Origin of the sequence: Prosthecobacter sp. (assembly GCF_044378005.1) — a bacterium.
In the GTDB taxonomy this organism is placed as follows: Bacteria; Verrucomicrobiota; Verrucomicrobiia; order Verrucomicrobiales; family Verrucomicrobiaceae; genus Prosthecobacter.
Window position 1 is genome coordinate 1 of the sequence record NZ_JBILYB010000175.1, and the last position, 11,452, is coordinate 11,452.

15 protein-coding genes, 1 tRNA gene and 1 pseudogene are annotated in these 11,452 nt (G+C 58.5%); 6 read left to right on the plus strand and 11 right to left on the minus strand.

The window, feature by feature from the left end; translation table 11 throughout:
- The 4 genes from AC6FTP_RS22905 to rpmE all read right to left on the minus strand — a co-directional run.
- Window positions 1-504 (minus strand): hypothetical protein (locus AC6FTP_RS22905; protein WP_497209230.1); only part of this gene is annotated, 504 nt, incomplete at its 3' end.
- A gap of 128 nt (window positions 505-632) precedes the next feature.
- A complete protein-coding gene (locus tag AC6FTP_RS22910) occupies window positions 633-1,430 on the minus strand; it encodes a thymidylate synthase (protein ID WP_497209231.1) in 798 nt (265 codons plus the stop codon).
- Window positions 1,431-1,452: 22 nt separating this feature from the next.
- On the minus strand, window positions 1,453-2,340 hold the full coding sequence (ilvE, locus tag AC6FTP_RS22915) for a branched-chain-amino-acid transaminase (protein ID WP_497209232.1): 888 nt from the start codon (window positions 2,338-2,340) through the stop codon (window positions 1,453-1,455).
- 112 nt (window positions 2,341-2,452) lie between these two features.
- On the minus strand, window positions 2,453-2,695 hold the full coding sequence (rpmE, locus tag AC6FTP_RS22920) for a 50S ribosomal protein L31 (protein WP_497209233.1): 243 nt from the start codon (window positions 2,693-2,695) through the stop codon (window positions 2,453-2,455).
- A 203-nt stretch (window positions 2,696-2,898) separates the two neighbouring features.
- On the opposite strand from rpmE, the gene AC6FTP_RS22925 reads away from it, so the two are divergent.
- A complete protein-coding gene (locus tag AC6FTP_RS22925) occupies window positions 2,899-4,203 on the plus strand; it encodes a phosphoribosylaminoimidazolesuccinocarboxamide synthase (protein WP_497209234.1) in 1,305 nt (434 codons plus the stop codon).
- Window positions 4,204-4,257: 54 nt separating this feature from the next.
- Here the strand turns inward: AC6FTP_RS22925 and AC6FTP_RS22930 are convergent, their stop codons facing one another.
- From AC6FTP_RS22930 to AC6FTP_RS22945, 4 genes are all read right to left on the minus strand, one after another.
- Window positions 4,258-5,052 carry a fumarylacetoacetate hydrolase family protein gene (locus tag AC6FTP_RS22930; RefSeq protein WP_497209235.1) on the minus strand — a complete coding sequence of 265 codons (795 nt, stop codon included), beginning with the start codon at window positions 5,050-5,052 and terminating at the stop codon, window positions 4,258-4,260.
- Window positions 5,049-5,825: a phosphoribosylformimino-5-aminoimidazole carboxamide ribotide isomerase gene (gene hisA, locus AC6FTP_RS22935; RefSeq protein ID WP_497209236.1), complete on the minus strand. Its 777-nt coding sequence runs from the start codon at window positions 5,823-5,825 to the stop codon at window positions 5,049-5,051. The genes AC6FTP_RS22930 and hisA overlap by 4 nt, the downstream gene beginning before the upstream one ends.
- A gap of 10 nt (window positions 5,826-5,835) precedes the next feature.
- A tRNA-Gln gene (locus tag AC6FTP_RS22940) sits at window positions 5,836-5,909 on the minus strand.
- Between the two features lie 105 nt (window positions 5,910-6,014).
- On the minus strand, window positions 6,015-6,257 hold the full coding sequence (locus AC6FTP_RS22945; RefSeq protein WP_497209237.1) for a DUF2934 domain-containing protein: 243 nt from the start codon (window positions 6,255-6,257) through the stop codon (window positions 6,015-6,017).
- A gap of 209 nt (window positions 6,258-6,466) precedes the next feature.
- On the opposite strand from AC6FTP_RS22945, the pseudogene AC6FTP_RS22950 reads away from it, so the two are divergent.
- From AC6FTP_RS22950 to AC6FTP_RS22960, 3 genes and pseudogenes are all read left to right on the plus strand, one after another.
- Window positions 6,467-6,535 (plus strand): annotated as a pseudogene (locus AC6FTP_RS22950) (hypothetical protein); the annotation flags it as partial.
- A 92-nt stretch (window positions 6,536-6,627) separates the two neighbouring features.
- Window positions 6,628-7,185 carry a transglutaminase-like domain-containing protein gene (locus tag AC6FTP_RS22955; RefSeq protein ID WP_497209238.1) on the plus strand — a complete coding sequence of 186 codons (558 nt, stop codon included), beginning with the start codon at window positions 6,628-6,630 and terminating at the stop codon, window positions 7,183-7,185.
- Between the two features lie 3 nt (window positions 7,186-7,188).
- Window positions 7,189-7,998, plus strand: coding sequence for a proteasome-type protease (locus AC6FTP_RS22960; RefSeq protein WP_497209239.1), 810 nt, complete (start codon window positions 7,189-7,191; stop codon window positions 7,996-7,998).
- 124 nt (window positions 7,999-8,122) lie between these two features.
- Here the strand turns inward: AC6FTP_RS22960 and rpmF are convergent, their stop codons facing one another.
- From rpmF to AC6FTP_RS22975, 3 genes are read right to left on the minus strand one after another with little or no spacing between them, the layout of a single operon-like run.
- The gene (gene rpmF, locus AC6FTP_RS22965; protein WP_497204810.1) at window positions 8,123-8,308 is read right to left on the minus strand and encodes a 50S ribosomal protein L32; all 186 of its coding nucleotides are present in this window, start codon (window positions 8,306-8,308) and stop codon (window positions 8,123-8,125) included.
- A gap of 15 nt (window positions 8,309-8,323) precedes the next feature.
- Complete coding sequence (locus tag AC6FTP_RS22970; protein WP_497209240.1) at window positions 8,324-8,803, minus strand: YceD family protein; 480 nt, start codon at window positions 8,801-8,803, stop codon at window positions 8,324-8,326.
- Window positions 8,800-9,447, minus strand: coding sequence for an arginine-tRNA-protein transferase (locus AC6FTP_RS22975; protein WP_497209241.1), 648 nt, complete (start codon window positions 9,445-9,447; stop codon window positions 8,800-8,802). The genes AC6FTP_RS22970 and AC6FTP_RS22975 overlap by 4 nt, the downstream gene beginning before the upstream one ends.
- Before the next feature lie 138 nt (window positions 9,448-9,585).
- Between AC6FTP_RS22975 and AC6FTP_RS22980 the strand changes: the two genes are divergently transcribed.
- Window positions 9,586-10,044 carry a SufE family protein gene (locus tag AC6FTP_RS22980; protein ID WP_497209242.1) on the plus strand — a complete coding sequence of 153 codons (459 nt, stop codon included), beginning with the start codon at window positions 9,586-9,588 and terminating at the stop codon, window positions 10,042-10,044.
- A gap of 46 nt (window positions 10,045-10,090) precedes the next feature.
- Window positions 10,091-11,452: DUF1549 domain-containing protein (locus tag AC6FTP_RS22985; protein ID WP_497209243.1), on the plus strand; the 1,362-nt coding region annotated here is incomplete at its 3' end.

Consider the following 11,452-nt stretch of genomic DNA (forward strand, 5'->3'; position numbering starts at 1 on the left):
TTCGAGCTGACCGTAACGTTCATCGGCTTCCATGGAGACGACGGTGCCGGTGCGTCCGATGACCTCCTCGGCCTCGGTATCCGCATCGGCCATGGCTTTGAAAAGCTTGGCGACGGGGATGGTGACCAGCTTCGTGGCGATGGCGCTGATGGCAAAGTTTGGCAGCAGGAGCAGCAAGGCTCGCAAAGTGTCGGCATCGACATTCCACTTCTGATTCAGCACTAGCGAGACGAACCACATGAAGAGGATGATGAAGCTTCCCCACACGACAATGGGCACCTGGGAGAAGCCCATGAGACGACCTGCTGTGATCCAGGCACCGCCGGTATTCACTCCGTGGCCGTGATGGGCGTCCACATCACCATCGCCGAGGTCATCAGGCATGTCGGTTTCGAAATCCAGTGCGCCGAGAATGACGAGCAGCCAGTAGCACACGACCAGTCCGAGCAGAAGGCTAAGAAGGATCTGGTTTGGGCTGATGGAGGCGTGGAGAAGTTCGGACACGTCGGGAGAGCGGGCTGAATTGGCCGCGATTTAAGCGAGTGCCCGATGAGGTGGCGATTACAATTTTCGACTCCGAATCCAAGAGTTGTGTGCAAACCCAGAAACCGCCTGAAGGCGGAACTACGAACTCAGACGGCGATGGCCGCCTTGATGGCAGGGTGCGGATCGTAGCCTTCGAGGGTGAAGTCTTCGTATTTGAAATCGAAGAGATCCTTCACGTTGGGGTTCAATTTCATCACGGGGAGCGGTCTTGGCTCGCGGGTGAGTTGGAGCTTGGCCTGCTCGATGTGATTCGAGTAGAGATGCAGGTCGCCAAAGGTGTGGACGAACTCACCGGGCTGCAAATCGCAGACCTGAGCGACCATGAGAACTAGCAGGCTGTAGCTGGCGATGTTGAAAGGCACGCCGAGGAAGAGATCGGCACTGCGTTGGTAGAGTTGGCAGCTCAGTTTGTCTTCGGCGACGAAGAACTGAAACAAGCAGTGGCAAGGGGGCAGGGCCATCTGGTCGATGTAAGGCACGTTCCAGGCGCTGACGATGTGGCGGCGGCTATACGGATTGGTTTTGAGGCCGTGGATGAGCTTGGCGATTTGATCGACAGGCTCCGCTTCGGGCGTGCCCTGCCAACGACGCCATTGCGCGCCATAGACGGGACCGAGTTCGCCGTTTTCATCGGCCCACTCGTCCCAGATGGTGACTTTGTTATCACGCAGATAGCCGACGTTGGTGTCGCCTTTCAGGAACCAAAGCAGTTCATGGATGATGCTGCGGAGGTGCAGCTTCTTCGTCGTGACGACGGGGAAGGTCGTGCTGAGATCGTAGCGGCTCTGCTCACCAAAGACGGAATACGCGCCAGTGCCGGTGCGGTCCTCGCGGTAGGAACCGTGATCGAGGACTTTGCGGAGGAGGCGGTGATACTCTTGCATCCAGGGTGAGCGAGGAGGTCAATCAAGCATACGGCACGGGCGTGCCGGTGGAGTTCGCGAGCACTTTGAAGCGCTTGATGATCTCGGCGGTGAGCTTGCCGGGCTTGCCGTCACCGATGGGGCGGCGGTCGTATTGCACGGCGGGGATGACCTCGGCAGCAGTGCCGGTGAGGAAGCACTCGTCGGAGGTGTAGATCTCGTGGCGGGTCATGGTGATCTCGTGGACCTGGAGTCCCATTTCGCGCATGACTTCGATGACGGCCATGCGGGTGATGCCGTTGAGCGCGCCGCTGGCGATGGTGGGGGTAAAGACCTGACCGTTCTTGATGATGAAGACGTTGTCGCCCGTACACTCGGCCACATAGCCCTGCTCGTTCAGCATGATGCCTTCTTCACATCCGGCCTGGATGCACTCGATCTTGGCCATGATGTTGTTGAGGTAGTTCAGGCTCTTCACCTGTGGGCTCAAAGCGGCGGTCGCTGGGCGGCGAGTGGCGCAGGTGATGAGGTTCAGGCCGGTCTCATACTTCTCTGCCGGGTAAAGGGTGATGCCGCTGGCGATGATGATCACTCCCGCCTTCGGGCACTGGTAGGGATTCAGACCGAGCGAACCGACGCCGCGCGTGATGACGAGGCGGATGTAGCCATCGCGCAGATTGTTGGCCGCGACGGTCTCGACGGTGGCCTTTTCCATCTCCTCGATGCTGATCGGGATGGTGAGCAGGATGGAGCGGGCGCTTTCATAAAGACGCACGAGATGCTCGGTCAGACGGAAGACGCGGCCATTGTAGATGCGGATGCCCTCGAAGCAGCCGTCGCCATAGAGCAGGCCGTGATCGAAGACGGAGACTTTGGCTTCGGATTCGGGGACAAGTTTACCGTCGAGGTGGATGAGCAGGGGGGCGGCCATAAAAGGAGAGCGCGGAGAGTGGCAGGAGTGGGCAGGTTTGCAAAAACAAACATCGCGGAGGCCACTGGGGCGTCCGCGATGTGAGAAAGAATACTTTTTAAAGCTGAGGCGACTATGCGGAGGCTGCGCTGAGCTTCGGTGCGGAGCGGCGGGCAACCGAGGTGCCGTAACGCTGGGCGAATTTATCGACTCGTCCGGCAGTATCGACGAAGCGCTGCTCACCCGTGAAGAACGGATGGCAACCGGCGCAAATGCCGATGCGGAGGTTCTGCACGGTGGACATGGTGTTATAAACCGTGCCACAGGTGCAGGTGATGGTGGTTTCGTGAACCGTAGGATGACCTTGTTTTTTCATGGGGATGGGTGGGGAATCACGTGGACCCGACGGGGCAGAGGCTTCCGCCGGGGCGTGGAGGGTCGCGATAGTGCCACGGACAGAGGTGGGGTCAACGGCTTTTTCAGGGCCACCAGAGTGGCTTCATGGCCTGCCAGGCCATGGCAAAAACTGAAACTGAAAATTGAAATATCCCCCAGACTTGGCGAGCCTGCGGGCACCTCATGCCCAATACCCTGCCCACTCATCTCATTCCCTCCAGCCTCAGCGAGCCGGTTTATCGCGGCTCAGTGCAAAACCTCTACGCAGTGCCGGAGCATCCAGGGTTCATCGTCTGCGAAACGACCGAGGCGGGCTCGGTCTTCGATGTGGGCAGCATTTTCAAAATCGAAGGGAATGACCTGAACCGGGCTATCTTTCGCCATGCGATGTATGCACGACTCAGCCAGCCTGAGACTTGGCAGCGGGTGGAAAAGGCATTGCTGCAAAATGGGGCTCTGGGTGAAACGTGGCGCTCGCAGCTCATGGATGGCACGCTGCCTTCGATGATCGAAACCGGTGCGCAGACTCATCATGTCGGCATGATGGATGCGGTGACGGGTGAAATCGTCGCGAACGGGATGCCTGCGAACCCGAGTTGCTACAATGTGGTGCGTCGCTTCCCCGTGATGAAGCCGCCGCAGCGCAATGTGATGGGTAACTTTGTCTTCGACTACGCGCAGTTTCACCAGAGCAGCACCTATGTGGTGCCACTGGAATACATCGTGCGCTTCGGTGTGACCAGCGGCAGCTCGGTGCTGCGAAAATATGAGGCGTTGAGCGAGAAGGAACGTCGCGCCTTTGAGCTGGAGCTCGGCCTGAGCGGCCCGATGCGCGCATGGCAGATGTTGGATCGCCCGATCTATGATCTCACCAGCAAGTATGAGCCGGAAGATCGTGCCGTGACAAAGCAGGAGGCCCTGCTGATGTCAGGATTGAGCACGCAATCCTTTACCGGCACGATCAGAATGGCACTTCTCGGAGCCTGGGCGGTGCGAGAACTGCTGGAGGAGATCGGCCTGCAACTCTGGGATCTGAAATGGGAGTTCGCCGTGGATGGAGATGATCTTTTCTTTGTGGATACCATCGATGCCGATAGCTTCCGCGCGACGGGCACGGTGCCCGTGGATGGCAGTCAGCTCGTCATTCACTACAACAAGCAGGCGATGCGCGACTACTACCGCGTCATCTGTGCCGAGTGGTATGCGGGCGTGAATGCCGCGAAGCAAGAGGCCGCGAAGTCAGGAGCGCCCTTCAAAGAAGTGCTGAAGGCCGGGCAAGCAGCGGGCAAGTATCCGATGACACCTGAAGTGGACGCAGGTTTCCTCGCCCTTCAGGCGAAGAAGACTGCGCTTATCAAGCAGCACGTCCTCGGCGAATCAGATGCCTCCAGCGTGCGCGAGGGACTCGTCGAGGCCGGACTGGCCGAGGCGGAATTTTACCGTGCGAACGGGAAGCTGGCAGAACTGCTGGCGATCAATGCGCTTTGATTGTTGCAGGCCGAACTTCTGAGTTCGGCCTGCAAACGAATTTGGAAGTTCGTTTTACACCACAGGGTTCGTCAGGCTGCCGATGCCTTCGATCTCGATGGTGACGCTGTCGCCCGATTTCATCCAAAGCGGGGGCTTGCGTGCCATGCCGACGCCCTGAGGTGTGCCGGTGATGATGACGGTGCCGGGGAGGAGGGTGGTGTCGGAGCTGAGGAACTCGATGAGCGTGGGCACGTCGAAGATCATGTCGTTCGTGTTCCAATCCTGCACGGCTTCGCCATTGAGGATGGTCTTGATGCCGAGCGCGTTGGGGTTCGGGATCTCATCCGTCGTGACGAGCACGGGGCCGAGTGGGCAAAAGGTATCAAAGGTCTTGCCACGGCACCACTGGCCGCCGCCGCCGTTCTTCTGCCAGTCACGGGCGCTGACGTCATTGGCACAGGTGTAGCCGAGCACGTAGTCGAGCGCGTCAGCCTTGCTGACATTGCGGGCGGCTTTGCCGATGACGACGGCCAGCTCGCACTCGTAATCGACGCTGTCGCTCTTCAAGACGGAGGGCAGCAGGATGGGATCACCGGGGTTTTGCACGGCGGCTGGGTTTTTGATGAAGAGCACAGGATGCTGAGGGATGGCCATGCCGCTCTCCTCCGCGTGGAATTTGTAGTTCAGACCGATGCAAAGGATGATGCGAGGCTCGACCGGGGCGAGCAGCTTGGCGACATCGGCCTTGCGATCTGTGACGCTGTGAGCGCCGAAGATGTCGCCTTCAATGACCAGCGCGGAGCCGTCGGATTGCTGGGCGGCGTGATGGATGTGGCCGGAGGAGTCGGAGTAACGGATGATTTTCATGCGGGGAGAGTTCTACGGTTGAAGCTTAGCAAATCTGCATAGCGAACGCCAGTGCCGCCGAAAAGATCAAGCGCGCTGCCCACGGTGGCATCGACCCGACCTCCGCTCAGCTCCTGAATGCGATGCAGATCCTCGAGACGATGAATGCCACCTGCGTAGGTCATGGCAACGGGACTGTGCTGGCCGAGAAAGGTGACCAGCCCCTCGTCGATGCCTTCGCACTTGCCCTCGACATCGACGGCATGGATCAAAAACTCATCGCAGTGCGCAGCGAGGTGCTTCAGTGTTTCTGGCGTGACGTGCAGATCAGTCAGCGTCTGCCAGCGATTCATGGCGACGGTCCAGCCGCTGCCTGTGGCCTTGCAACTCAGGTCGATGACGAGGCGCTCCTTGCCCGCTGCGGCGACCATCTTGTTCAGGCGCGTCTCGGAAAAGGTGCCGTCGGTTTCAAAGAGGTAGCTGGTGACGATGACATGGCTGGCCCCTGCGGTGAGATACTCCTCCGCATTGCAGGGGCGGATGCCGCCGCCGAGTTGCAGGCCGCCAGGGAAGGCGCTGAGGGCCGACTTCGCCGCTACTTCATTGTCCGGACCAAGCATGATCACATGGCCTCCATTGAGCTGATCACGAGCATAGAGTTCTCCATACCAAGCGGCATCGCGGTCACTGACGAAGTTCGTTTTCAGCCCGGCACCCGTGTCGCTCAGCGTGGAGCCGACGATTTGTTTTACCTTACCAGAGTGGAGATCGATGCAGGGGCGGAAGCGGGTCATTGTCGCTTGGTGGTTACCCCGTAAGGACTCGAACCTTAAACGAGAGAATCAAAATCTCCTGTGTTACCATTACACCACGGGGTAGCGGTGAGAGGATGAGAATAGGAGGAGTTGCTGGATGTGCAACCGATTTGGCGATCGTCATCAGAACCCCAGATTAAAGCAACTCACAGATCCCGAGCCTGATCCTCAGTGAGTGACCACGGCATGCTGCCGCTCGGCAATCAATTCCCCCTCTGCTATGAGCCAGTCTTCCACATCATGGCCATCGGCGGCCCCATGGTTTTCATAGTTCAGATAGGCACGATCCGCGACTTCCGCAGAAGTGGGAGTCACAATCGTCGGGGCCTGATCCTGCCGTGCATTCAGTCCTTCGGTGGAAAGTGGAGTGGCTGGGCGCTTTTGGGATTTGGATGCAGTTCGTTGTTTCATTGGCGGCTACTTTCCCGATGCAAAGCAACTCCCGCCATGGGGTGTAGGCCCCATGGCGAGCGAGTGCGCTGCCAGCGATGATCCGATACTCTTCACGCTGACTCCCCACCATGACAATCGACGCCTCCTGCTGCCTTGAATATGTGATCCCTGCAGAGGTTCACGCCATCTTCATGCTGCGTCCGCGCAGCGGTTGGGGGCAGTGGATCATGCGTGAGGAATTCCTCATCAAGCCACGCGTGTCCGTCGTGGAGTACACCGACTTTTACGGCAACCTGTGCCAGCGCATCGTCATGCCGAAGGGGACATTTCATTACTCAATGAAATGCCGGGCATGGGTGCCTGCAGAGTTGGACACCCAGCCGCTTGCTTGGACACCCAGCCGCTTGCCCCGTTCCAGACCGTTAAGCAACTGCCAGTCGATGTGCTGCATTACCTGCTGCCGAGCCGCTATTGTCAGTCAGATAAACTTGGCGATCTCGCGACCTCCATCGTGGGCAAGGCGCCGAGCAGCCACCAACACGTCACCGACCTGCGCAACTGGATTCATGACAACATCGCCTATGGTCGTGGAACGAGTAACTCTTCCACCTCAGCCCTTGAGACGACCATAACCCGGCGCGGAGTGTGCCGAGACTTTGCGCATTTGGGCATCGCCCTCTGCCGTGCGATCAATGTCCCCGCGCGCATGGTAGTGGGTTTTGTTCATGGTCTGAACCCGATGGACCTTCACGCGTGGTTCGAAGCCTACATCGGCGGGCGTTGGTTCAGCTTTGATGCAACAGAAGACAAACCCGGCGGCAACCGCATTGTCATCGCCTATGGCCGGGATGCCGCAGACGTGGCGCAGGCTTCCCTTTTCGGCCCCTTCACCTGCACCAGCATGCTGGTCACCACATCCATCACCCCAGACGTCGAGGGAGAATAACCCGTGTCCTACTGCCTCGGCATCAACACCACGGACGGCCTCGTGCTGGCCTCCGACTCACGTTCCAGCGCGGGTGCGGATCGTATGAATCTCTGCCAGAAAATGCATCAATTTATCCTGCCAGGTGAGCGTGTCTTCATCATCCTCACCACTGGCAGCCTCTCGCTCAGTCAATCTGTCATTACACTGCTGAGGCAGGACTTTGAGGCAGGCAAGGGGCTCGCCAAAGCAGAGTCCATGTATGACGCCGCACGCGTCGTCGGCAGCATGGTCCGGCGCATTTCGGATCTGGACCGCGCCGCATTGGAGAAAGACGATATCCGCTTCAATGTGAACCTCATTCTCGGCGGCCAGATCAAAGGTGGTCCGCACGAACTCTTCCTGATCTATCCTCAGGGCAATCCGCTTCGCTCCTCACCGGACTCGCCATATCTTCAGATCGGCGAGAGTAAATATGGCCGCCCGATCCTCGATCGTGGCATCAGTTACGAGAGTACCACCATTTATCAGTCCGCCAAATATGCCCTGCTCTCCCTGGAGGCCACCATGCGCTCCAACGCCACCGTAGGGCCACCTGTCGATCTCCTGATCTACCGTCGCGATGACCTCCGCGTCTCTCTCTACCGCCGCCTCTACAGCCACGATCCCGATCTGATCGACATCCACAACGCCTGGGAAAAAGCCCTGCGCCATGCCGTGCATCAGCTTCCCGACATCCGCTTTGATGGTGGAGATGCAGGCACACCAAAGGCTGGGGCCAAGCCTCCTGCATGGCAGGAGCCTCAAACTATAGCACCGACAGAGCGCGGCTAGGGTGGCAAAGATGCAGCCTCCTCTCACAAGCCAGCTTTACCGCAAATGTCAAAATGGAGGCCTAAAACAACAAGCCCCGTCCTGACAAGCAGGGCGGGGCTGGCTGAAATCTGGAAGCTACGGACTACTCCGTGGCAGTGATGGTGAGGACCTGACGACCTTTGTAGTAGCCGCAGGATGGGCATGCCACATGGCCGGGGACGGAAGTGCCGCACTCAGGGCAAGTCTTGAGGACTGGGGCACGCCAGCGGTTGGCTCCCTGACGGAGACGTTGACGGCACTTGGATTGACGGCGTTTGGGGTTGGCCATGTTCGAGGGGGTGTTCTAGTTCTTTAATTGATCAAGGGCATTCCAAACTCCGCCGTCTGCATCAGGCGTTTCAGTTGCTAAGTGCGATTCAGCAGTATCGAAACGACCTTCGGCAGGACAGTCGCGCAGATCAACGTTGCCGTCTTCACAGCGCGGGAAGTTCGGAAGGGCAAGCAGAATGTCTTCCCTCACAAGGTCTGTCAAGTCCATCGTGCCTTCCTTTTCAATCGGCACTTCGGCCAGATAATCCGCCAAATCCACGCACTGATGGAAGCGCTCCAGACAGCGCCCACATTCCAGACTGAACTCCGCCCTCAGAGATCCCGTCACCACGAGATCATCCCCGTCCCGTGCAATCTGCAGATCATAGGTCACAGGCGACTCGGCCCTTGCGGTATCCGTGGGTGAGAGGTCGAAAAACGACGGTGGCAGTGTGCCGGTGATCTGCTTGCCGTCGGCGGGCAGATGGCGGAGATCGATTTGGAAAGGATTCATGGCTTTGGCGGGATGAGCGACGCCGGGATGGCAGGCTCATCCTGAGGCAGAGCATCCCACTTTCCCGTCTTCCAGTCCAGCATCTCCAGTCCCCGAAGCTGTTTTTTATAATCGTAAGCGCTCGCCTCCCGCGTAGCGTAGCCAGGATAATAGTAGCGACACCCCCGCGAGCGGCTGAACTCGACCTCCAACAGCATGGTGAAGATCCCCAGACTGCGCCAGGCATGCTCCGGCTCAAACATCCCATACACCGCCGAAGTGGCCGCCTGACCGACATCCAGATAACTGAGAGCAATCAGACAATCGCCCTCGAAAACACGACACTCCAGACATTCGCTCGGCACAGTCGCAGGCTCGGAGGAAAGGAATGTGTCGAGATCATCCGGCACATTGTCTTTGAATCGAGCCTTGTGACGCTGAAACATCCCCCGCGCCTCCTCAGTGAGCTGCGCAGGCACAAACTCCCAGCGCAGATCCGCATTCCGCCGGAGAACGCGGCGCTGGCTTTTACTCAAACGGTTCCTTTCCAAGTCCAGCCGCAGCGGTGTGATGAGCTTCACACCCTCCTCATCTATACTGATATTGTAGCGGAAAAACGACTCACCGAAGTGCCTCCACCCCGACTCCCAAAGACGATCCATCATCTCAGCGGGAACCGCTGGGCACAGGAAAGTCTGATTCAAAATGGATTCCATGACAACACGCGACAGGACGGCTCTTGCCCCCATCGAGTCACGTGATGTATAAAGCGGACTTCCTTCCCGTCATTCGCCATTCAACCCGTGCCCCCCGTCCTTCAGGAAATCATCGACTTCTTCGAGCATCTGCCCGAACCCGAAAGGCGTGAAAACTTGATCGACATCGCCGAAACATCCTCCGCTTTCACTAAAAAAGCTGGCCAGACTTACCTCATCGAAGACGTGCGAAAGGATCAAGAGTGTTCAGACACCGTTGGTGTCTTTCTTCAGCTTGATCTCGTAGGACGCGTACATTTTGCCATCGAACTCGGCCCAAAAGTCCAAACCCTCACACGCGCCATGACAGCGATTCTTTGTAGAGGACTGAATGGATGCACCGCTGATGAAATCCTGGCCGTGCCCTCAGATTTCGTCCCGCGCATCATCGGTGCCGACCTAGTGAGGCTGCGCAGCCAGACGGTGTATTATGTGCTCAATCGCATGAAACAAGCCGTCGAAAAAGCCATCATAGCGATGCCATCCACCATCGGCGAACCGCAATAGTTCGAGTTCCTCCGGACGTACTAAAACTCAGCACATTTCCTCACTCATGAAGCGAATCCTTTTTTTTCTCACCGCAATCACCGCCGGCGCCGCCGTCGCCGAACCGCCCGTTCCGGCCAAAATTGAGTTCAACCGCGATGTGCGCCCAATTTTGAGCGACAACTGCTTCTACTGCCATGGCAACGACCCGAAGCACCGCGAGGCTGATCTGCGTCTCGACCTCCGCGACGAGGCCGTGAAGGCCAAGGCCTTCATTCCCGGCAAAGCCAGCGAAAGCGAGCTCGTCTCCCGCATCTTCACCGATGACGAGGACGACCTCATGCCGCCGCCGGATTCGCACAAGAAGCTCACGCAACGGCAGAAGGACATCCTCAAAAAATGGATCGAGCAAGGTGCCGCCTACCAGCAGCACTGGGCCTATGAAAAGCCCATCAAAGCCACCATCCCCGCTGGAGCGAACCCCATCGACCACCTCGTGCTAAAGCGCCTTGCCGAGATCGGTCTCAAACCGTCCCCGAAGGCCGATGACCGCACCTTGTTGCGCCGCCTCTCCTTCGACCTCACCGGCCTGCCGCCGCAGAAATCGGAAATCACCAATCTGAAATCTGAAATCGACAGCCTACTGGCCTCTCCCCACTTCGGCGAGCGCATGGCCATCGCGTGGCTCGATCAGGTCCGTTTCGCCGACACCATCGGCTATCACAGTGACAACCCACACAACGTCTGGCCCTACCGCGACTACGTCATCCAGTCGTTCAACAAAAACAAACCATTCGACCGCTTCACCATTGAGCAGATCGCCGGAGACTTGATGCCGGATGCAAATCAAGAGACCCGCGTCGCCTCCGCCTTCAACCGGCTCATCCTCAGCACCGAGGAAGGTGGTGCCCAGGCGAAGGACTACGAGCAGCGCATGCTCACCGACCGCGTCCGCGCCATCGGCAACGCCTGGATGGGCCAGACCACCGGCTGTGCGCAGTGTCACGATCACAAATTCGATCCCATCACCACACGCGACTTTTACACGCTCGGCGCTTTCTTCGCCGACATCAAAGAGCCGCTCATCGGTCGTCGCGAGGCCGGCATGATAGTCCTAGATGCCGAGGGCGAAAAAAAGCAGGCGGACATCGCCAAGCGCCTCGCCGCCTTGCGGGCCGACTTTGCCAAGCGGCGCCCCGAACTCGCCGCTGCACAGACCGCGTGGGAAACAAAGGCACTCGAAGCCACCACCGCCAACAGCCTGTGGCAGCCTTTGAAACCGCTCACCGCCAGTGCCGCAAAAAAGAACATCACCCTCAAAGCCGACAAAGACGGCATCGTGCGTGGCGTGATCGATAAAAAACGCGAGGAACGAAAGCAAAACGACGGCACTGAGACCTACACAATCACCGCCAAGCTTCCCAAAGGC

What these genes read in the sequence shown, in the direction of transcription:
- rpmE (WP_497209233.1), bottom strand. Translation starts at nt 2,695, where the DNA reads ATGAAAAAACAAGGTCATCCTACGGTTCACGAAACCACCATCACCTGC.
- AC6FTP_RS22945 (WP_497209237.1), bottom strand. Translation starts at nt 6,257, where the DNA reads ATGAAACAACGAACTGCATCCAAATCCCAAAAGCGCCCAGCCACTCCA.
- hisA (WP_497209236.1), bottom strand. Translation starts at nt 5,825, where the DNA reads ATGACCCGCTTCCGCCCCTGCATCGATCTCCACTCTGGTAAGGTAAAA.
- AC6FTP_RS22910 (WP_497209231.1), bottom strand. Translation starts at nt 1,430, where the DNA reads ATGCAAGAGTATCACCGCCTCCTCCGCAAAGTCCTCGATCACGGTTCC.
- ilvE (WP_497209232.1), bottom strand. Translation starts at nt 2,340, where the DNA reads ATGGCCGCCCCCCTGCTCATCCACCTCGACGGTAAACTTGTCCCCGAA.
- AC6FTP_RS22930 (WP_497209235.1), bottom strand. Translation starts at nt 5,052, where the DNA reads ATGAAAATCATCCGTTACTCCGACTCCTCCGGCCACATCCATCACGCC.
- rpmF (WP_497204810.1), bottom strand. Translation starts at nt 8,308, where the DNA reads ATGGCCAACCCCAAACGCCGTCAATCCAAGTGCCGTCAACGTCTCCGT.
- AC6FTP_RS22925 (WP_497209234.1), top strand. Translation starts at nt 2,899, where the DNA reads ATGCCCAATACCCTGCCCACTCATCTCATTCCCTCCAGCCTCAGCGAG.
- AC6FTP_RS22970 (WP_497209240.1), bottom strand. Translation starts at nt 8,803, where the DNA reads ATGAATCCTTTCCAAATCGATCTCCGCCATCTGCCCGCCGACGGCAAG.
- AC6FTP_RS22975 (WP_497209241.1), bottom strand. Translation starts at nt 9,447, where the DNA reads ATGATGGATCGTCTTTGGGAGTCGGGGTGGAGGCACTTCGGTGAGTCG.